This window comes from Rhodopirellula sp. UH5, assembly GCF_056839225.1.
Genome location: NZ_CM166390.1, coordinates 7,405,133 through 7,425,880, shown reverse-complemented (window position 1 = coordinate 7,425,880; position 20,748 = coordinate 7,405,133). Strand labels below are relative to the sequence as shown.

Annotated in this window: 15 protein-coding genes; 10 read left to right on the top strand and 5 right to left on the bottom strand. The window is 57.8% G+C overall.

The window, feature by feature from the left end; genetic code table 11:
- Nucleotides 1–71: 71 nt before the first annotated feature.
- Complete coding sequence (locus tag UH5x_RS26675) at nucleotides 72–251, bottom strand: hypothetical protein (protein ID WP_150122462.1); 180 nt, start codon at nucleotides 249–251, stop codon at nucleotides 72–74.
- A gap of 85 nt (nucleotides 252–336) precedes the next feature.
- Nucleotides 337–1,596 carry a DUF1559 domain-containing protein gene (locus tag UH5x_RS26670; RefSeq protein ID WP_047812472.1) on the bottom strand — a complete coding sequence of 420 codons (1,260 nt, stop codon included), beginning with the start codon at nucleotides 1,594–1,596 and terminating at the stop codon, nucleotides 337–339.
- 641 nt (nucleotides 1,597–2,237) lie between these two features.
- Here UH5x_RS26670 and UH5x_RS26665 point away from each other — a divergent pair.
- From UH5x_RS26665 to UH5x_RS26645, 5 genes are all read left to right on the top strand, one after another.
- On the top strand, nucleotides 2,238–5,306 hold the full coding sequence (locus UH5x_RS26665; RefSeq protein ID WP_482634239.1) for an FG-GAP-like repeat-containing protein: 3,069 nt from the start codon (nucleotides 2,238–2,240) through the stop codon (nucleotides 5,304–5,306).
- A gap of 39 nt (nucleotides 5,307–5,345) precedes the next feature.
- Complete coding sequence (locus tag UH5x_RS26660) at nucleotides 5,346–6,035, top strand: ABC transporter ATP-binding protein (RefSeq protein WP_047812470.1); 690 nt, start codon at nucleotides 5,346–5,348, stop codon at nucleotides 6,033–6,035.
- Nucleotides 6,032–6,919 carry a DUF58 domain-containing protein gene (locus tag UH5x_RS26655; protein WP_047812469.1) on the top strand — a complete coding sequence of 296 codons (888 nt, stop codon included), beginning with the start codon at nucleotides 6,032–6,034 and terminating at the stop codon, nucleotides 6,917–6,919. Before UH5x_RS26660 ends, UH5x_RS26655 begins: the two co-directional genes overlap by 4 nt.
- A gap of 1,082 nt (nucleotides 6,920–8,001) precedes the next feature.
- A complete protein-coding gene (locus tag UH5x_RS26650) occupies nucleotides 8,002–9,621 on the top strand; it encodes a hypothetical protein (RefSeq protein ID WP_047817468.1) in 1,620 nt (539 codons plus the stop codon).
- Nucleotides 9,618–10,088 carry a hypothetical protein gene (locus tag UH5x_RS26645; RefSeq protein ID WP_482634238.1) on the top strand — a complete coding sequence of 157 codons (471 nt, stop codon included), beginning with the start codon at nucleotides 9,618–9,620 and terminating at the stop codon, nucleotides 10,086–10,088. The genes UH5x_RS26650 and UH5x_RS26645 overlap by 4 nt, the downstream gene beginning before the upstream one ends.
- Before the next feature lie 148 nt (nucleotides 10,089–10,236).
- Here UH5x_RS26645 and UH5x_RS26640 read toward each other — a convergent pair whose 3' ends face one another.
- The gene (locus tag UH5x_RS26640; RefSeq protein WP_047817469.1) at nucleotides 10,237–10,803 is read right to left on the bottom strand and encodes a GNAT family N-acetyltransferase; all 567 of its coding nucleotides are present in this window, start codon (nucleotides 10,801–10,803) and stop codon (nucleotides 10,237–10,239) included.
- A gap of 72 nt (nucleotides 10,804–10,875) precedes the next feature.
- Here UH5x_RS26640 and miaA point away from each other — a divergent pair, with 72 nt between their 5' ends.
- On the top strand, nucleotides 10,876–11,880 hold the full coding sequence (gene miaA, locus UH5x_RS26635) for a tRNA (adenosine(37)-N6)-dimethylallyltransferase MiaA (RefSeq protein ID WP_047817470.1): 1,005 nt from the start codon (nucleotides 10,876–10,878) through the stop codon (nucleotides 11,878–11,880).
- On the opposite strand, the gene UH5x_RS26630 is transcribed toward miaA, so the two are convergent.
- Both UH5x_RS26630 and UH5x_RS26625 read right to left on the bottom strand, forming a co-directional pair.
- On the bottom strand, nucleotides 11,866–13,071 hold the full coding sequence (locus tag UH5x_RS26630) for a hypothetical protein (RefSeq protein WP_482634237.1): 1,206 nt from the start codon (nucleotides 13,069–13,071) through the stop codon (nucleotides 11,866–11,868). The two genes, miaA and UH5x_RS26630, sit on opposite strands and share 15 nt — an antisense overlap.
- Nucleotides 13,053–13,454 (bottom strand): response regulator, encoded by a 402-nt coding sequence (locus UH5x_RS26625; RefSeq protein WP_083435202.1) that lies wholly within the window; start codon nucleotides 13,452–13,454, stop codon nucleotides 13,053–13,055. The genes UH5x_RS26630 and UH5x_RS26625 overlap by 19 nt, the downstream gene beginning before the upstream one ends.
- A gap of 292 nt (nucleotides 13,455–13,746) precedes the next feature.
- Here UH5x_RS26625 and UH5x_RS26620 point away from each other — a divergent pair, with 292 nt between their 5' ends.
- From UH5x_RS26620 to UH5x_RS26605, 4 genes are all read left to right on the top strand, one after another.
- Nucleotides 13,747–14,775 carry an AAA family ATPase gene (locus tag UH5x_RS26620; protein ID WP_482634236.1) on the top strand — a complete coding sequence of 343 codons (1,029 nt, stop codon included), beginning with the start codon at nucleotides 13,747–13,749 and terminating at the stop codon, nucleotides 14,773–14,775.
- Nucleotides 14,772–16,187, top strand: coding sequence for a DUF58 domain-containing protein (locus tag UH5x_RS26615; protein WP_047817474.1), 1,416 nt, complete (start codon nucleotides 14,772–14,774; stop codon nucleotides 16,185–16,187). The genes UH5x_RS26620 and UH5x_RS26615 overlap by 4 nt, the downstream gene beginning before the upstream one ends.
- Before the next feature lie 432 nt (nucleotides 16,188–16,619).
- Complete coding sequence (locus UH5x_RS26610) at nucleotides 16,620–19,070, top strand: DUF1592 domain-containing protein (RefSeq protein ID WP_482634235.1); 2,451 nt, start codon at nucleotides 16,620–16,622, stop codon at nucleotides 19,068–19,070.
- 76 nt (nucleotides 19,071–19,146) lie between these two features.
- Complete coding sequence (locus tag UH5x_RS26605) at nucleotides 19,147–20,439, top strand: DUF1552 domain-containing protein (protein WP_047817475.1); 1,293 nt, start codon at nucleotides 19,147–19,149, stop codon at nucleotides 20,437–20,439.
- Nucleotides 20,440–20,748 lie beyond the last annotated feature (309 nt).

Genomic DNA, 20,748 nt, shown 5'->3' with positions numbered 1-20,748 from the left:
GAAAAAACCTCCGTTGCCATCGCTTCAGCGACAACAACGGAGGTGGCAGTGGGCAGATCGAGCTCGGTCGCTCAGTTGCGTTTTTTCGCGTCCTGACTTGCGTCTTTCATCGCGTCTTCCATCGCTCCTGCGGGGGTTTCATAAGCGCTGAGGTCTTCAGGCGAAACCACTTTTTCCGTTTGTCCTGGGCCGCATCCGATGACGCACAATGACGAGAGAAACAACGCAGCCAGAGAAATTCTTGAGATCAACTTATTGTCCTTTGGAATGAAAAAGCCTCCGCCGCGAACCACTCGCGACGAAGACCGATTTTGAGAAGTCAGAGAAGAATTCGAATCAGAATTCTTCTTCGATCGTTTCTTTTGCAGCACGCGTGCCAAGAGCACCCCACAATCCATACGGGCTCTGTGCACCAGGTCGATTGATTCCGGATCCGTTCCAGATCACTGGAGGTGCCTCTTGATTGCCGGCTTCGATCGATTCCGTGATGAATTTCACGGCCCCGTCACCCATCAGCATGTGAACACCACCTTGGTGACGACTGCTGGGCGAAACGTTTCCGCCATCGCGTTCTGGGAACCAGTCCCCTGTTTGGAACACGCAAATGGGAGAGTTTGGTGGGTTGACCGTCGAGACCATTGACTGAGCGGGATAACCACTGTGCCAACGGAATCCACGACCGTAACGCAGCGTCCATGACGTCGCGGTGTTCCCACTCAGATCGGTTGTGTCCAAGTAAAACTGAGGACGGGTTGGATCCACGTAAGCTTCTTGGAAGTTCACGTCGGTCTCGCACTCGGTGTAGTTGGCCGCGTTGGTGCGGTTGTCCAAATCCATCAAGTCCGTCGCCAATTCACCGGCAGCGAACGTGTTCGACAACCCGTCCAACACATCTCGGAATCGAGTCGTTGTACGACCGATGAAAAATCCACGCGTCGCAGCAGGCGAGCGTTCGGCTGGCCAGCCCTTGCGAGCCGAAAGGTCCCACTCGTAGGTGCCCTGCGTCATGTAATCAAAGCCATCCCCCATGCTAGCACCGTAGTTGGTCCGTCCGTGAGCAGGCGCTCCGGCACCAGGGTCGCTGGGGCAACGGAAACCAGGGACTTCCGTCAACCAAGGGTCATAGTTGTTGCCTGCATCGCTGTCGCCGGCGTAACCGAACGCAGGAACATCGATGTTTCCGTCACCGTCGTTGTCACGGGGATTCGCAATTTGCTCCCACAGACCTTGTTGCTCCAAGAACGGCAGAATACCAACCAGGAAACTGTTGGTTCCCATCGCGTTGTAAGCCGGATTGCCAGAGTTCCATTCGCCGCCAGCAGGATCCTGGCTGTGCAACCAAACTCCAGCCCGGTGTGGACCCGACATTTGTTGCGGCAACATGTTGAAGGCAGCGTGGTAGTTGTGCAACGCCAAGCCGATTTGCTTGAAGTTGTTGCTGCAGCTCATTCGGCGAGCTGCCTCTCGGGCGGCCTGGACGGCGGGCAACAACAGCCCCACCAAGACGCCGATGATCGCAATCACGACCAACAATTCCACCAGCGTGAAACCACGCTTGGCTGACTGCGGTGCGAAACGGGGATTGAAGTGAGTCATTCGTTTTCCTCAAAAGAACGGAAATGAAATCAAAAGATATTTCAGCAACGGTCTCTAGAAACGCCGCCGTGTAACCAATCGTACTCATTTGTTCCGTTACAGTAAGACGAATTCCTCACCCTTACAGACGCACTACGAAGTCACCCCTCCCTTAGGAGGCCCGCGTGACGCCATTCCTTGCACCCCTGTCGCATTTCACTGAATCATTTTGTAGACACGCTAGCAAATAAACTTCGCCACGAAGGCCAACCTCTTTTCTACGGCGAATCGCGGTATCCCCCCGAATGAAACCGGTCTCAAAACCATCGGTATATTCGCACTCAAACTCGTCAACACACGGTTCCAGCCTTTCTACGACTCCCTAGAACTCAGTTGCGCCGCACACTCCAACCCACATTCAACCCGCTTTCATCTAACACATATTGCCAAACGCAGATGTGACTGAATCAAACGGATCGCTTTCGCTCCGTCTCCGGAAAATATGTTTTGTACACCACTGAAAATTTTATATTTTTCCTCCGACTAGGGTCCGTTTCGCAACTGTCGCTGTCGCTGAACGGCGTTTCAGGCCGCCCAATGCGAAGAGAGAACCGTTGAAACGTGCTTCGTACCAGTCGAGGATGGGAAGACGGCTCAACCTCTTGAACGCCACGCCTGAAATGGACGTGCCGTCCGACTTCGATCCCCCATGCCGTCGCGGCACCGATATTCCAACTTGCTTTGCGAAAGCCACCATGACGGCAACCGACGATTCTCTCTTGCTGCGTTTGGGCGTCCTGTTGCTCTTGGCATTGACCGTTGGCTGCCCGTCCCAAACGCCCGGCTCCGGTGAATCGCTGAGCGAATCTGGATCCGATCAACAACGTTCGCTCTCGCCGTCGGCCCCTGAATCCCCTGACCCGATGGCTGAGCGACACCGCCGCTGGCAACAGCACCTGGAAGCGGGACAAATGGCGGAAGCTGCCCGAATTGCCTCGCAACTCTCGCGTACCGGCCAAGCCACCCTGGACGAATCTCTCTCCTTGATCGCTCAAGGCCAGAGCTTTCCGCCGGCCAAGTTTGCTCCTCCGGGCCCCACCGCAATGTCCCAAGCGGTCTGGCATTCCAGCCTCCGGGAATACGAAGCGGCACTGGAACGATTGCTTGAAATCTCCCCTGCATCGGTGACGGCGGATCAACAGGCGTTGCAAGGACGCGTTCTCGCGGAAGCTCAGCATTTCGATGCAATCCCCCATTGGATTCGGCAAAGCGAGCCATCGACTCGTCAGCAAGCCAACTTCTGGGCGACGCTGGGAATCTGGCTGGGGCACCACCAGCAACCACACGCCGCAATCGGGGCCACGCTGCAAGCAATTCGACTGAACCCAACCGATCAACTCAGCACCCAACGCGTTGGAAATTGGTTGCTGGCAATTGACCGGGAACACGATGCGGCACTGTTCTACCAGCGTGCCAGGCTGATCGCCGAAACGAACGACCTGCGAGACCAGTGGATTCATCTGCACCCGATCAGCGACGAAGCCAGCGACAGTCGCGATCAAAGGGCTCGACTCGCTGACAAACTCGCCAAGGCATTGATGGAAGCCGGTCGGCCGTTTGAATCGTTCCAGTGGCGACTGCACCAACTCGACGTCTTGGCGCCAACGCTCCCTCCATCAGATAGCGGCCCCTCATCCAACGTCGCGAAAAGCCGAGCCTTGATTCACCAACAGATGCAGGCGTTGGCCAGCACACCCGACTTGGCAGCCATCCTGGCCGAGGAACATTGCTTGCAACTTCGACCGGAGGACTTCCCCTTTCAAACGGCTCTTCGGACCGCGATGGTCGAACAAGAAACGCAATCCGCGCAGGCCCTCCAAGCCATCGCCTCCAGCGAGTCACAGGTCTCAGCCAACAACACCTTTAGACCGTCGAGCGATCTGGAGTCCTACCAGCCAAGACTGCCTGATTTGGCAGCGGAGGCCGGACTGAACTTTCGCTTTCGACCGCGCCGTCTTTCTCAAGGGCAGAATGAAAGGGACGTGGCTGCGGACATGAGCACGCAGACCGAATCGCTGAGGATGCATGAAGCGCTCGGATCAGGAATTGGCGTGCTCGACTACGACCGAGATGGTTGGCCCGACATCGCGTTTGGGCAAGGAGCCAGTGAACCGCCCGAGTTGATGGGCGACCAGAGTGACGCCCTCTTTCGAAACTTGGCGGGCCAGTTCCTCGAGCAAACCGAGGCGACCGGCGTCTCCAATTTCGGCTACTCGTTTGGGATTGCCTGTGGAGACATCAACCAAGATGGCTTTGATGACTTGCTGATCGCGACACTGGGTACCAACCAGCTGTATGTCAACAACGGCGACGGCACGTTCACCAACCACACCGCTTCTTTGGGAGACCAAGCGGTTAAAAATCATCCGGGTGCTTTCACAACCTCCGTCGTCATCGCCGACCTCAATGGCGATCAATTGCCCGATCTCTTCGAAGCCAACTACGTGGAACAAAACGACCTCTTTGTTCGCTTGCCTCCCGACGAAAACGGTCGAGTGCCTCAGAAGGCACCGCGAAGTCTATTCGCTGAAGCAGACCGAATTTGGATTCAGAGCGAAACGCAAAACTGGCAGCCAACGACCATTGATGAATCGGTTGCTCGTGCAGGCACATCGCTTGGTGTGATCGTCGGTCACTTTTCGGAAGAAGCTCGGACAACAAAATCAAACGAACCGCTCAGCAAGAGTGCCCCCACACCAACCCAAAATGAAATCTTCGTCGGCAACGACGGTCGTCCGAATCATTTGCTGCGGTTCGATGCCTCCCAAAACCGATGGCAAGAAATCGCCAACCTGATCGGCCTCGCCAACACCGTGGACGGCCTGCCATCCGCCAGCATGGGCATCGCCGCAGATGATTTGGATCGTCGAGGAGGCCTTGATCTGTTCGTCACGAACTTCTCCACCGAATCCGTTTCGCTTTACCTTCAAAACAAGTCGGGTTCGTTTTCTGATCAATGCGTGCGGCAACGCCTGGACCAGCCTACCCGGCCAATGGTGGGATTCGGATGCAAAGCGATTGACTTGAATCGCGATGGCTGGCTGGACGTGTGTTTGGTCAACGGCCACATCGATCGGATGCCTGGTGAACCGTACGAGATGCCTCCTCAATGTTTTCTTTCAGGCGGCTTCTCATCAGGACAATCCAGCGACTTCCTCGCCAACCCGTCAACGCCGTCAGGTTTTGTCTCGGTCATCCCTGATTGCCCCACTGATTACTGGACCACTCCGGCACTGGGACGAACGATGGCCAAACTGGACTTTGATCGTGACCACCGGATGGACTTGGTGGTCAATCACGTGGATCGCGACGTCGCACTGCTACACAACGAGTGCGTTGGGGAGGGTGGCTGGATCCAGTTGGAATTGATCGGCTCACAAAGCGAACGCGGAGCAACCGGAACTCAAATCGAAGTGCAGTGCAACGATGGTGTCCGAAACGGCTACGTGGTCGCGGGTGACGGTTACATGTGCACCGATGAAAGCGTCGTCGAGATTTCTTTGGGAGACGCTGAAATTCAATCCCTCACGGTTCACTGGCCGTCCGGCCTCACTCAAATCATTCCCAATCCCAGCGATTGCGTTGATCAACGCGTCACCCTGGTGGAAAACCAACCCGTCTGGAACAACGCCAACGCATCGCGACGATCCGACGGAAGACTGCTAGACTGACCGTCTTGCATTTCAGTCGTCAAACCGGAGTTCACGGACGTGTTGGTCGTTTCCGAACTGTCAAAATCGTATCCCACCGCGGGGGAACCGTTGTCCGTCCTGCGAGGCGTCAACCTGGAATTGACCCCCGGTCAATCGGCGGCCATCGTTGGCCCCAGCGGCAGTGGCAAAACCACGCTGCTGCAAATTCTCGGAACGCTCGATGAACCGGATTCCGGATCGGTTCACATCAACGGCCAAGATCCCTTTGCCCTGGACGCTCGCAAACGCGCTGCCTACCGAAACCAAACGATCGGGTTCATTTTCCAAGACCACCATTTGCTGCCGCAATTGTCGGTGACCGAAAACGTCCTCATCCCGGCGCTCGCCAACGGCAAACCCACGCGAGACGATGTTTCGCGTGCGAGCGAATTGATCGAGGCCGTCGGGTTGTCCCACCGCGCAACTCACTTGCCGCAAGAATTGTCAGGCGGCGAACGCGAACGGGTCGCGATCGCGCGAGCGTTGTTGATGCAACCGTCCGTCGTGCTGGCGGATGAACCGACCGGCAACCTCGATTCCAAGACCGCGAAAACGATCACGGAGTTGTTGCTGCGTTTGCAAGCCGAGCAGAACACCGTGCTGGTGACCGTGACGCACTCGCTGTCCTTGGCCGACGAAATGGACGAACGCTTTGAATTGGTCGAGGGCGTGTTGGTTCGTCGCGAACGCTTTGGCATCACCGCATGACATCGACGCTTTCGCCGGAAACGCTGCAGCAAATCAAACGACTCGACCTGCGTGCCCGGATGGTCGTGCGAGGGTTCTTGCAAGGCTTGCACAGCAGCCCGCTACAAGGTTTTTCGGTTCAGTTCAGCGATCACCGTCGTTACTCACGTGGCGATGATCCCAAACTGATCGATTGGTTGGTGTATGCCAAAACAGACAAGCACTACATCAAACGCTTTGAAGCCGAGACCAACCTGACCGGCTACTTGTTGATGGATCTTTCCAAATCGATGGGTTTCCGCCAAGGAACTTCGATGACGAAGTTCGAATACTCCACGTGCTTGGCAGCCGCACTGACGTATCTGATGTCGCTGCAAAAAGACCCGGTTGGCTTGCTCACCTTCGACGACAAACTGCGCGCGATCCTGCCCGCCCGAAGTCGACGAGGGCACTTGGGCGACGTCTTGGCGGCTCTTTCCGGCATGACCCCCGAAGGCACCACGGAACTGCCGACTTGTCTGGTCCAGGTCGCGGCGATGCTGAAGCAACACAGCCTGGTGATGTTGTTCTCCGACTTGCTAGGCGATCCCGAGGAGACGCTTGCCGCCCTGGCTCGATTGCGACATGGCGGCCACGATGTGATCGTCTTTCATGTCCTCGATGATGCAGAAGTTCGCTTTCCCTACGAAGGTCCCGTGGAGTTCGAAGACCCTGAATCCGGTGAACTCGTCACCGTCGATGCGACCGGGTTCCGCGCCGAGTACCTCGACCAAATCACCGCCTTCCGCGAAACCTACTCGCAAGGGTGTGCCGCTCTCCGGATCGACTACGTGCCGCTGGACACCAGCATGCCGTTTGATCGTGCTCTGACCGAGTACCTGCAACAACGCCAGGCCCGGTTCTAACACGCCGCTGATCTGTCCCGGATCAGAGGCCGTGCAGCTTTTAGGCGCCTTGCTCGCAACGTCTTGCGAACCCCGCCCGTTGCAAGAGGTCGTGCAGTTTTCTGGTGCTGGGTTTTGGCGGGTTTCTGCAGCAACCACCCATCACAACCCGACGCGTGAGCGAGGGACGCCCCCAACTCCCACGACGGCCCCATCCGGGGCGATACCCAGACGCCCGCCACCATTTATTTTTCGAACGTCCCAAGGGAGGGTGATAATAAACGCTTGGCAACACGGTACTTCAAAACTGCACGACCTCGCAAACGGGAGGGGTCGGAAAACGAGCGTTCAGCGAGTTTCCGGGGGAGGGCAATCCGCTGGACTGCGAAAAGTTCGGTGTTGTGGAGCGTATTCGTTTGCGCAAGTTTTCATCCTGGTAGGGATGACAAAGAGTAGCCGTCGGTAAGCGATAGCGCCACCGACGGACATGCCCGCGTCGCCACTCTCCCTCCCGCCGTGGCCGATGGCCACGGCGGGAGGGAGAGTTTTTCAGGGGGGCTCGTTTACCGGGGGTGTGCTGCTACGCAGCGACCCCCGGCTACCATCTGACATCCCTACCGGGATGGAGAAAGACAGAAGCCGGAAGAAAATTTGCATCCGCTATCAGAGCGCCAATAGCAAACATTTAGCAGTCCAGAGCAGTGCGCGCCGCTTCCCATGCCCGGCCCTCTCCCTCGCGGACGCCTGAACGGCGTCGCTCGACCTAGTATATCGCTGTTGCTCTCCCCAAACTTCGTTTCAGGAGAGGTGCACCATGTGGAAATCCGCCGAGAAGCGATGTCAGAAATCGGCAGACCTCAGAGAGTGAACGTGTGAGCGAGGCTCCAACCGTCCTGAGGGGCCCCGTCATTCGTCCCAAACGCCACAATTGCGACGGAACGCATCACCAGAGCGTCTCCTCGCACGCATTGCGGGCAATGATCCGATTGTGAGGGCCAGCCAAGCGCCGCGAGATCCTTTTTCAAAGTCGCCGCAGTGTCGGCATCCAACCAAGGGGTACGTTTGACTAAGTCATCGTTTCTCCTTTTCCGGTCGTTCGAATCATGTCTTCCCTGGACGTCACGTTCGAAATTCTCAAGCAAAACACGTCTCCCTGTGCCGGCGAAGTGTTGCAACTCGGCGCAGCGAGCGACGATCGGTCCACGCGGCAACGTTGTCTGCATGCGATGGCGCATCGCAAAGACGTCAAAACGCTCAATTGGCTCATCAATCGCTTTGAGAAGTGTCACGACGACCTCCTGTCTGCTCTGACCACTTCCAAAGTCGAGATCGATGCGGGGTGCTTGGGCAGCGTCGTCACCAAACAACTCGCCAAAGGCGGCTGGAATCAATCCGTGGGCTTGCGATTGATCGAGATGATCGACTGCTTGAACCAAACCGCCGCTCTCGAGACCTTGATTCATTTGGCCCAGCATCACGAAGACTCGTTGATTCGCGCCGCGTCGGGGGAAGTCACACTGTCCCTGGTCTGCCCGCTCTCCAAGCCCATCCGTCAGCGAGCCCCTGAGCACCGCATCTACCCCGAGTCCGAACGATTCCGCCAGCGAATCACAGAACAACTGGCCGCCGCGGTCGAGCGACACAACGCTCATCGCAACAACGATTTGCTGGATGCCTTCTTGGTCATCTCAGACTGGAACGATGCTTTGCTGCAGCGGTTGCTCAGCGATGAATCCTCCACCCAAGAAACGCTGCTGCGCCGCATGCGGACGAGCGAGCATCAAGCGGTGCTTCAGCTTCTATCGGGCTTCATCCGACGTCGCAAAGTTTCGGGACCGATGGTTGGACTGATCCTTCGCCGACATGACGCGATGTTCTGCGAAGCATTGTTGGATGCCATCGGCGAATCCCCCACGCCTGTCACTTCGATCAATTTGCGGGAATACGGATTGCCTGATTGTTTGCGTGGAGGCGAATCCTTCATGCGGTCCCTTGGCAGCGATCGTGACGCTGCCATGTGCAACGCTTACTCGATCGCGATGCCCCATGAGTCCGAATCCGTTCACATGGTTCTGGCGATGCTGGAACGAGGGGGCGAACACAGCGTCCGAGTTGCCGAAGTCTGCTTGAAACGGATCGAAGCGCCGTCGTTGGCAGACTGGATCGCGGACCTGCAAGCAGCCAGTGAACAGCAAGCCGCCCTGGACCAAGCAACCGCGAACTCCCAAGCCTATCAACGCGTCCCCGAAATCGATCGTCAGATTGATTTGCTGAACGGATTGGTGGAACTCTCCGACCACGACTCACCATCGCTGGCCCAAGCCGCGCAAGCCTTGCTGGTTCATCTGAACACCCACGAAGCGCTCCCGATCTTCGCCGGACTCACCCCCGACGTCGGTCGTCGACTCGGTCGCATCCTGATGCAAGTCGACTCCAGCACGCTGGACGTCATCCGCCATGGCCTGCGTCACGCGGTCATGCAAAACCGACTCGATGCGATCGCGTTCACAGAGTCACTTGGCCTGATCGACTTGATGATCGATCCGCTTCGAACGATTGCCGAAACCGATCACCAGGTTGCCAAACTGCGAGCCGCCCAAGCACTTGCACATGGAACCGGAACACAATCAGAGACCGTGCTGCGAGAACTCTGCGCCGTTCCAACAGGGTCTCTCCGAGATGCCGCGTTTGCGGCCATGAAAGAGCGAGGATTGGTCGCATGAGTTTTCTCCACCACATGGACCGCCTGCCGTTGCTTGCCGAGTTCACCGAATCAGTGCTGCACCCATCGCGGTTGCTGATGAATGTCACCCGCATGACGGACTTGGCACCACAATACGAAACCACCGCCAACCACTCATCCATTCCGATCGTGGTTTTTGCTGGCGTTGCGATGGCACTGGTCGCGATCGGCGGTGCCTTGACATGGCACTACCGCACACGCGAACCCGAAGTCCCAACCAGCGACGCTCTGACCATGGAATTGTGTCGGGCACACTGCCTGCCAATTTATCACCGTGGCTTGATCGTTCGCTTGGCTACCGCGGCCGAACTGCCCCACACCGCGGAAATGTTTCTGTCAGCTTCGCATTTCGACAACGCGGTCGCGAAAGCCAAACAAGTCGTCCGGTTGCGCCGTCATCACCAAAGCTGGTTGGGCGAAATTCGCCGCACACTCTTTGACTCGTGAGCCGCATGCATCTCAATCACGCGTCAATCCGGGTGGGAAGATCAACCGCCGCTGCAACACGATCTGCCGGTGACAACCAACGCGGCACCGCACAGAAATGAGCCTGCCGTTGGAATTGCCCCGCGGTGAAAAGATCGAACGCTGGAACTCAAACGCCTGTCACTTCACAAGCCTTGTAGACGACCTTGGTTTGACGAAAACCAATTCGCTCGTACAGCTTGACCGCGTGTGAGTTGGCCGTGGTGACTTCCAGGTGCATGCGTTCCAACCCCGCGGATCGAAATCCCGCGGCGGATCGCATCATCAGCAATCGTCCCAAGCCGTTTCCGCGGTGCTCCGGAACAACACCCAGGTTTTGCACCGCACCCCATTCGTCCAGATCCAGCCCTTGGATGGTTCCCACAGCGAGGGGACGGCCTCCCGGACGATCTCGATAGCGGATCAACCAAGTCGCTTCCGGAACAAACGTGGCGCGACTGGCTATCTCTCGCATCAATCGCAAACAACCGTCTCGCCGTCCCAAACAAGGGAAAACATCCGCGTCCATCTCACAGCGGAAAGACTGAAACTTCGCCGCCGCATGTTCGCGAATCAGACCTTCGTCAAACGCGACCAACTCATAACCACGAGCGGCCAAATCGGCTGCGTCCCAGGATCCGCTCCACTGGCGCAGGTCCATCTCCATGCGGTAACGGCGAAAGTAAGTCATGCCCACTCGGGTTGCCCCCTTTCCGGGATCACGGTCTCTTGTGAACAATCCAGTTTACCACATCAGCTGACTTTCGAGATGCAACCTGACACCCGATCCCAGCCCTTTGCCCCTTTGTTCGATGACGTGATCGTTCTGACCGGTCCGACCGCTTCGGGCAAAACAGAATTGGCTCTGCGGGTTGCGGAAACTCTCGCGGCCAAAACGAATGGCCGGCAAAAACTCGAAATCCTTTCACTCGATGCCATCGCGGTCTACCGCCGCATGGACATCGGGTCAGCCAAACCCACCCCCGACCAACTGGACCGAGCCCCCCATCACCTGATCGATCTGGTCAATCCCTGGGACGAATTCAGCGTCGCTGAATACTTGCAATCCGCCCACGCTCGCGTCCGAGAGATCAAGGATCGCGGCAATCGCCCGATGTTCGTCGGAGGCACCCCGATGTATTTGAAAGGCGTTCTGCGGGGGTTCGATGCCGGACCGCCCGCGGACGAAGCCTTCCGCCAAGCCGTCGAAGAGGACTTGCGGCAACATGGCATCGGCGCACTGCGTGAACGATTGCAACAAGTCGACCCGTTGTCGGCGGCCAAAATCGATCCGGGAGATTCGCGACGGATGATTCGGGCGCTCGAGTTTGCTCGTGCAACCGGAACCCCCATCAGCCACCGTCAATTGCAATTTGAGTCGGCACGAGCCAGCCACGAAGGCCTCGTCTTCGCGCTTCGTGTGCCACGCCCGATTCTGCATCAACGAATTGAACAACGCGTCGAAGCGATGTTCGACGAAGGCTTGGTAGCGGAAGTCCAAAGCCTTCTGGCACTGGACCACCCCCTTTCCAAAACGTCCCGCCAAGCGGTTGGCTACCGTGAAATCATCGAAGCAATCGCGGCCGGGGAAGCCCCTGAAACCGCGGCAGAACAAGTCGTCTTCCACACCCGGCGTCTGGCCCGACGCCAAGAAACCTGGCTCCGTTCATTCTCCGAAATTCGCGGCCTCGGTTCCTTCGAAGCCGACTCTGCACCGGACATCGATCAGTGCGTCGAAACGATGGTCAAAGCCATTGCCTCATTCGATCGTTGAAACGGTCTCGGGCGAGCTTGATTCGCAAACCCAGTTCCAGTCCTCGTCGCTTTGAAAGTGCTCCCGCGAAAAATACATCGCACGGTTGTTTCGCAAATGCCACACCAGCGTTTCGTCGATCCACTCGATTCTCAAACATTCCTCACGAGACAAACGGATGCCGTTGTTCTCGTTGACGCTGACAACTTCCTCGGGGCTGATCCATCCATGCTGTCGCCAGGACGTTTCCTGAGTTGGAATCGATGTCCAACGCCAACTGTTGTAAAAGTATCGTGTGGTGCTGAGGGCCAGAATCAGCAACCCCGCGGCAATGACCCAGAATCCAAAGTGCCAGGCGATGAACATCGCCACCCCGTAAACGACAATCAACCCGCCGTTTCGAATCATGATCCGCCGCACCGCTTTCTGGTCCACTGGCACATGAAGCGTGACTTGCCCGTCGAACGAAATCGCCGACTCAGGACGTTCCCCCAATTGCTGGCAGTTCCGTTCCACGACGGCGTCTGGATCCAACTGAGCTGCATCATGTTGCAGCCAGATCGCTTGCAGGTGTTTCCAAACGGCCTTGTCAAAACGCTCAAACAAACGCGTGGCGAGGTAGAGCTGAACGTAGGGGCCTTCCAACAGCGGAACTCGAACACCGTGCCTGGTGGATTGAGCCTGCCTGCAGTAGTCCGCGTTCAAAAGATGGGTCCGCTCACCATCGTTGAACAGCAAACCCCACGGCACGAACCGGCCGACCGCACGCCCCACCAAATCCGGCCGCTGCTTCAATGCCCGCCGTGCTCGCCGGGAAGAACTGACGTACTGCGTCGCAATCGCGAATCCACATCCAACGCCGATGCAGGTGAAGATCAGCCCAACCGATTCGGAATCCAATCCTTCTCGAACCGCATTGATGATTGTGACCACGGCACCAATCGCAAACGCGGGAATGAGAAACCCCCACATCAAAACCGCTAAAATCATCCACAACTCTCGTTCTGGAATCAATCGCCGAATGTCGTCTTCGGTGATCTCGCCATCGAAGGCGAGAAAGCAGCCGACTTGATCGGAGTTCGTGATGGGGTCGGGGTCCGAACCATTCAGTTGCATCGATGACGCGTACGGATTGACCGACGCTCGATCCGATTCGGACGTCGAGGTCGGCTCGACTTCGCTGCCATCGTCCGTCATTCCGGCGGACGCCAACCGTACGTTTCCGTCAAACCGCCGCAGACAATTTCGCGAAGCTGTCCCAACCGAACCGGCTTGCGAAGAATCTTGTAGGCCCGCATCCGAGCCGCTTCCCGCTCGATCGCTTCGTCCATCAGGGCGCTCATCAGCACATACGGCATCGAATTGGGACGCTGCGACAAGATCCGCATCACGTCCAATCCGGTCACACGAGGCATGTGCACATCGAGCAGCACCATGTGAATCGCAGTCTTTTCAATGACACGGAGCGCTTCATCACCGTCGGCGGCTTGAGCGGTGTGCACGCCACGGCGCGCGAGAGCCTCACAAACCACGCCGCGAAAATCGGCGTCGTCGTCGGTCACCAAGACTGTTGGGATCATGCCAGCGTCGACCATGGCTCATCCACATCCCCGCAAACAAAGAAAAACTTGATCACTGTTGATCGTGATTCCATCCATTATACGTCACAGGCTCGGTTTTGGGTTGCCTTGCCAACAAGAGCGTTTTTCCCGCATGATCCGTTCAATCGGGCCAAGCATTCCCTCCGTGTGAGCAGCCGCCGCCTGCCGTTGGCCCGGCAATTCCCCCGGCATTCGAACATCCCGGCTATCATGGAACCCGCGTCGTGGCCCCGTTCCAAGACGACACCTTTTCCATCGGAGTCATCCGTCACCGGAGCGTTTGCCCTTGAATTCCAAAGCGACCTCGTCCGCCGCTCCTCGCCGCGACCCCCCCCCTTCGCCACCAACGGCAAGCAACGCCCCGGCAGATGTCTCGGCGGTGGCCGAGCTTTCGAAACGCGTCATCGGCAACGTCGAAAACGCGATCGTGGGCAAACGGAAACAACTGGTTCTTTCGATGGTCGCTTGGCTCAGCGGCGGACACATTTTATTGGAAGACGTTCCCGGTGTGGCCAAAACCATGCTGGCCCGAGCGCTGGCGAAAAGCCTGGGCTGTCACTTCAAACGAGTCCAATGCACACCGGATTTGCTTCCCACGGATGTGACCGGCACGTCAATCTTCAACCAGAAGAACTCGGAATTCGAATTTCGGCCCGGCCCGGTGTTCACCCAAATTTTGCTCGCCGACGAAATCAACCGAGCCACGCCACGAACACAAGCCTCGTTGCTGGAAGCGATGGCGGAAGCCCGGGTCACCGTCGACGGAAAATCCTACACACTGACTCCGCCCTTCCTTGTCATCGCGACTCAAAACCCCGTCGACCACGAAGGCACGTTCCCGCTCCCAGAGGCACAACTGGACCGTTTCCTGATGCGGTTCTCGTTGGGGTATCCCTCCATCGAAGAAGAGCTGCGGATGTTGGATCTGTTGCAATTCAAGCACCCAGTCGATTCGATGACCGCCGTTGCAACCGCCGAGCAATTGGTGGCGGCTCAACAGGCGATTCGGTCCGTTCACGTTGACCCGCGAGTCCGTCACTACCTGCTGCAAATCGTTCACCAAACGCGCCACAACGAGAACCTGGCCCTGGGGGGCAGCCCCCGCGCAACGATCGCCTTGTTCCGGTGCGGACAAGCGATGGCGGCCATCCGGGGACGCACGTTCGTCACCCCCGATGACATCAAAAAAATCATCGCCCCCGTGATGAACCATCGACTGATCCTCCGACCCGAAAGTCGCCTGCGAAAAATGACCACAGAAAAGGTGCTGGAGGAAATTCTCAGTGAGATCGCGGTGCCAACCATCTCATCATGACCAACCAAGGCACCGCTGCGGATTCCAATTCTGGCCCGCCCGCTCCTTCGCGTTGGCTGACAATCGTCGTCGTGTGCGCGATCGTTGTCTTCCTGGGAATGGTCGCGGGCGCCGGGTTGTGGATGACCGCCGCGATCACGGTGGCCTCGGTCGTCGCGATCGGCAATTGGGTTGCCACGCAGTGGTCCGCCGGTGTCGTTGCCGTTCGCCTGGACTCCCCCGAAGAAGGTCGCGATCTGGAGGTCGTGATTGGATCCTTGGTTCCCGTCACCGTCGAAGTCACCAACCAAGGCAAATTACCCGTCGCCTGGGTTTTGGCCGAAGACTTGATCCCTCGCGCCGCCACCCAGCAAGCCCGCCAGGCCGACGGCATGGCCCTCGATCCAAGAACCAGCCCCTTGGCCACCGAAGGAGCCCGCCTCGCCGTCATGGCATTGCTACCCGGACAAACCAAGCGAATCGAATACTCGGTGCGATGCCACCGTCGAGGTTACTTTCAAATCGGTCCAACGGTCCTGGAAACCGGCGACCCGGTTGGCATGTTCCGCCGCTATCGATTGGGAGCACCGCCGATGTTTGTGACCGTGCTTCCCAAAGTCAAACTGCTGTCGACCTACGAAATTGGCTCGCGGCGTCCGATCGGTGAAATCAAAATCCGAGCCTCTTCGATGACGGATCCCACGCGTCTGCGAGGCATCCGGCAATGGCAGATCGGCGACCCTCTGCGCAGTGTTCACTGGGCCGCCACCGCGCGAACCGGCATCCTGCACAGCAAAGTCTACGAGCCATCCTCGGTCGCCGGCGCGACGATTATTCTGGACTTGCACGTCGACACCAATCCCGATCAACACGAACCGCTTCGCACCGACCTGACGATCACCACCGCGGCCACGATCGCAGCGGCCCTGCACGATGCCGGCGAGCCCTTTGGTTTGGCCACCAACGGTCGCGACGCAGCGGACCGAATCCGCACCGAGGGATTCCGAGGCGACCACCGCGTGCGAGACGCATCCGTGCAAGCCGCCTCGCTCAAACAACGCAATGAACGAATGCGACCGGTGCTGGTGGACGTCGATCGCGGTCCAGTGCACCTCAAAGAAATGTTCCGCACGCTGGCTCGACTGGAACGAACCGACGGTCTGACCCTGGCCGAATTCTTAATCGAAACGGAGTCGCAACTTTCCAGCGAGACAACCATGTTGGTGATGCTGCAACAATCGACCGAAGCCGACATCGCCGCACTGGTTGGATTGTCTCGTCGCGGCTGGGCCATTGCAGTCATCATCAACACGCTCGACATCGACCGCTACTCACGGATCGCCGGTCCGCTGCTGGCCGAACGCATTCATGTCAGTCACCTTCAAAACGAAGACAGCATCATGGATGTTTGCCGAGCCCAAATGGCTCGTTGATTGCAAACTGCTCTTCCCGGCCTCATCGCGTTCGGGCGAACGAATCGGCCGTTCCACTCGTCTCCATAGAGCAGAAACAACGAGCACCCAATCGCAAAAACTCTCTTGCTGCTCTATAGCCTTGGGCTTCCACGCGGCTTTTGAAGCAAACGATCGAAGGAACGCGCACACAATCACCGGTCAGACAGACGCAAAGCGTCTGAATCCGCCAAAGAAGTGTTGAATTCAGCGTCTTCGAAGAATACGTTTCCATTGGAAGTCGACGGTTCTTGCCCTGCAGATCTGCCAGCGATTTCTCTCCCGCCCCCACCCCACCTACCAACGACGTTGCTCGAAGCACCCACCCAGCGATCATGGTGGCGATTCGTGCTGGGTGTCTCCACCAACGTCGCGAGGCCTCGCCTCTCAATCCGATCCCCCTCGTTGCATCCGATGAAAACCAACTCGTTCCCCCTCAGCCTTCCGCGGCTCTTGTTCGCATTCGCTTTGCTTCTGGCTGCGTCCGGTTGGTTCATAGGCCTGCCCCGCGTGTCCGCGGAGCAGCCTTCCGAACAGATCACCGAGTTCCTCGAACTGAACTGCACCGCTTGCCACGACTCCTCCACGCAAGAGGGCAACTTGGACTTGGAGTCCCTGACGTTGGAGCTTGCCGACCCTGACAACTTTCATCTTTGGGAACGCGTGTTCGATCGAATTGGCGCCGGTGAAATGCCGCCCGAGGAAGACTTGGATCCATCGGAGTCCAAACCATTCTTGTTAGAACTGCATGGCATCCTCGAACTCAGTGACCAACAACGCATTGCAACCGAAGGCCGAGTGCCTGCACGTCGCTTGACACGCACTCAGTACGAACGCAACGTCTGCGACTTGCTCGCGATCGATGTTCCGCTGAGAGACTTCCTACCAGCAGAATCGCTCGCCGATGGCTTCGACACCGTCTCCAGCAGCCAACAAGTTTCGGATCACTCCTTGGCGGCGTACCTCGATGCCGCCGACTTCGCATTGCAAACGGCCTTCGATCGACTGCTCGCTGCTGATCCATCCGGTCATCAATCGCTCAACCAAATCCACTTGGACTGGACCAAACTTCGTCGAAACGAAAAACGCACCAACCGGGAACCGGAAGGTCGTCCCGAACACCAGGACATCGTTTCATGGTCCAGCAGCCAAAACTTCTACGGCAGAATGCCAGCCACCTCCGTCCCTGCGACGGGACGCTACAAAATCCGGGTGAAAGCACACAGCGTCAACACGCCTGAAATGGGGCGTGTCTGGTGCAGCGTCAACAGCGGCGTTTGTTCGGGCAAGGCATCCACGATGTACTGGATTGGAAGCATCGAAGCGACGGACGAACCCCAAGTCCACGAATTCGAAGCCTGGATTCGCGAGGGGCACATGCTCCAAATTGTCCCCAACGACCACGGCATCCGTCGCCTTGCCGCCAAAGCCGTGGAATCAAAACCCGGTGTGGTGGAAGAGATGGGAGTCGCTGGGATCGCGATCCAGTGGATTGACCTGGAACGTCTCGAAGGCGACCGAGAAGAAATCCGCCACGCCTTGATCGGCGACATGGAACTGCAGCCACTCACAGCGACGAACAAGCATTCCACGCAGCGATTCAAAATCGTATCGGCCAATCCCAAACGAGACCTGAAAGAGCGAATCCAGGCCTTCGCCGAGAAGGCCTTCCGCCAAGAACTCACCGCCCAAGAACTGCAGCCGTACTTCGAGTTCTCGGAAGCCAAACGCCAGGTCAACCATTCCATGCAGGACGCGCTTCGAGCGGGATACCGAGCGATCCTTTGCTCCTCCCGTTTCCTCTACTTTGATGAGACCCCCGGCCGACTGTCCGATGCGGCGGTCGCCAACCGCCTCAGCCACTTCCTCTGGGGACGCGCGCCCGACATTGAGCTGCGACAACTCGCCGAATCAGGCCAACTGCGAAATCCCGATGTTTTGCGGGCCCAAACCGAACGCTTGCTCAACGACACGCGTTCGCAAGTTGCCATCAACGACTTCACCGATCAATGGCTGCAACTCTACGAACTCGAAAGCACCACCCCGGATGGTCAACTGTACCCCGAGTACGATCTCGTGCTGCATCATTCCTTGCCGGATGAAACTCAAGCGTTTGTGGGCGAACTGATTCGGCGCGACCTTCCCGTGACTCATGTCATCGATTCTGACTTCACGTTCCTGAACCAGCGATTGGCGCGTCACTACAAAATCGATTGGCCCGGTGGAACCGGCCTGAAGCGTGTCTCCCTTGCCTCGGATTCTCGTCGAGGTGGCATCATCTCTCAGGCCAGCGTCCTGAAGGTCACCGCAAACGGAACCACGACCTCGCCCATCATTCGGGGCGTCTGGATGCTGGAAAGGATCATGGGCGAACACGTCCCACCGCCTCCCGCGAACGTTCCCGCTGTCGAACCCGATATTCGCGGCGCGATCTCGATCCGAGACCAACTCGACAAACACCGGAACCTGGAGATGTGTGCCTCCTGCCACGTCAAAATTGACCCCCCCGGATTTGCCTTGGAAAGCTATGACGTGATCGGTGGCTGGCGAGATCGTTACCGCGCCGCGGCTCCCAACAATGGCAAACGCTGGGTACCAGGTTTGCCGATTGACCCCAGTCACGAATTCACCACAGGCGAAGCATTCGAAGATGTCACGGGCCTCAAGTCGATCCTGCTCCATCGGCCCGCACAACTGGCCAAGAACATGGCCTCTCAGTTTGTGACCTACGCCACGGGTGCAGCCCCGACTTTTGCCGATCGAGACGAACTGCAGAGCATCGTCCAGGCCACGAAACCCAATCACTACGGCGTCCGGTCGTTGATCCACGAAGTGGTCCAAAGCCCCTTGTTCCTCCGCAAATGACGAGCGTCGTCACGACAGCTCGACGCATTGCCCCCCTCTCAACTCAATCGAATCTCAACACCACCTGGTTGCCACGATGAAAATCAAACCCTTTGTGACCAATCAATCTCTGTCACGCCGAACCGTGTTGCGCGGCGCAGGCATCACCATGGCCCTGCCTTGGCTGGACTCGATGGTGCCAGCCTTTGGACGCGAAGCGACCTCGGCCGCCCACCCACCGCGACGATTCGTTGGGATCAGCAACGCCCTTGGTTTTCACGCTCCGTTTCTGTTTCCTCAAAAGAGCGGCCGGGACTACGAAACCACTCGCTACCTCAAACCGATCGAAGATCTTCGCGACCAATTCACCGTCATCTCCGGGGCCTCGCACCCCGGCGTCGGCGGCGGGCACAAAGCCGAACCCTGCATCTTGTCAGCGGCTCCGTACAGTGGATCGAACTTTCGCAACACGATTTCGCTCGACCAACTGATGGTCAGAGAACTCGGTGGCGAAACTCGCTTCCCGTCCTTGGTGCTGAGTTCCAATGGCACGACCAGCACGTCGTACACCGCGAACGGATCGATGATTCCGCCAATCAATTCGCCACAGAAATTGTTTGCGCAACTTTTCATCGACGACAGCCCCGCAGCACAGCGAGCCCAGAAGCAACGCATTCTCGAAGGCCGAAGCATCATGGACCTCGTCGCCGCCGAAGCCAAATCCATGCAGCGCCGCCTCGGTCCCTCCGACCGCGAAAAACTGGACGCCTACTTCACCAGCGTTCGTGATTTGGAACGTCGCTTGGACATGAACCAAGGCTGGGCCGAACGCGCCAAGCCTAAAGTCAACGAAAAGGCACCGGAACCGGTGTCTGACAACAGCCACACAATCGCCAAACAATCGGCCATGCACGATGTGATCTACCTGGCGATCCAAACCGACAGCACCCGGTTCATCACCATGCACACCGATGGCGGAGGTGAACGCGTGCCCTTGGAAGGAGTCGAACAAGGCTATCACCAACTCAGTCACCACGGTCGCGACGAAGAAAAGATCACGCAGCTTGGAATCATCGAAGAAGCCCAAATGCAATCCTGGGGCAACTTGGTTCGCAGGCTTCACGAAACCCCAGAAGGCAACGGCAACCTGCTCGACCAAACCATGTTGTTACTGACTTCCAACCTCGGCAACGCCTCGTCACACGACACCAAGAACATGCCCGTTGTGGTTGCCGGCGGAGGCTTCCGCCACGGCCAGCACCTCGCGTTTGATCAAGCCAACAATTACCCGCTGCCCAACCTCTACACGTCGATGCTGCAACGCCTCGATCTGGAAGTGGAGACCTTCGCGAGTGCCACCGGCACCATGCGAGGCCTCGAACTAGTTTGAGCAGGTGACCAGGAAGAACCACGTGAGTCGCTTAGGCGTTCGCCTGGACTACGAAATCTTTGATGTTGTGGAGCGCATTGGTTTGCGCAAGTTCTGTTCCACGACTTCGCCCCAACGGAGCAGCCCTATGACAGCCCAGGGCAACGCCCTGGGTTACAGCGGGACCAAGATTGCAAAGCCCCAACGGGGCGGCCCTAGCGTTTTGGGGGGACTCTCCAGTTTTCGCGGTCCAGCGTGCGCCACAGTTGTGCGTGGGAACCGTGGCGAACGCCAACCGGCTCACATAACGAAAGACACCTGCTGGACGAC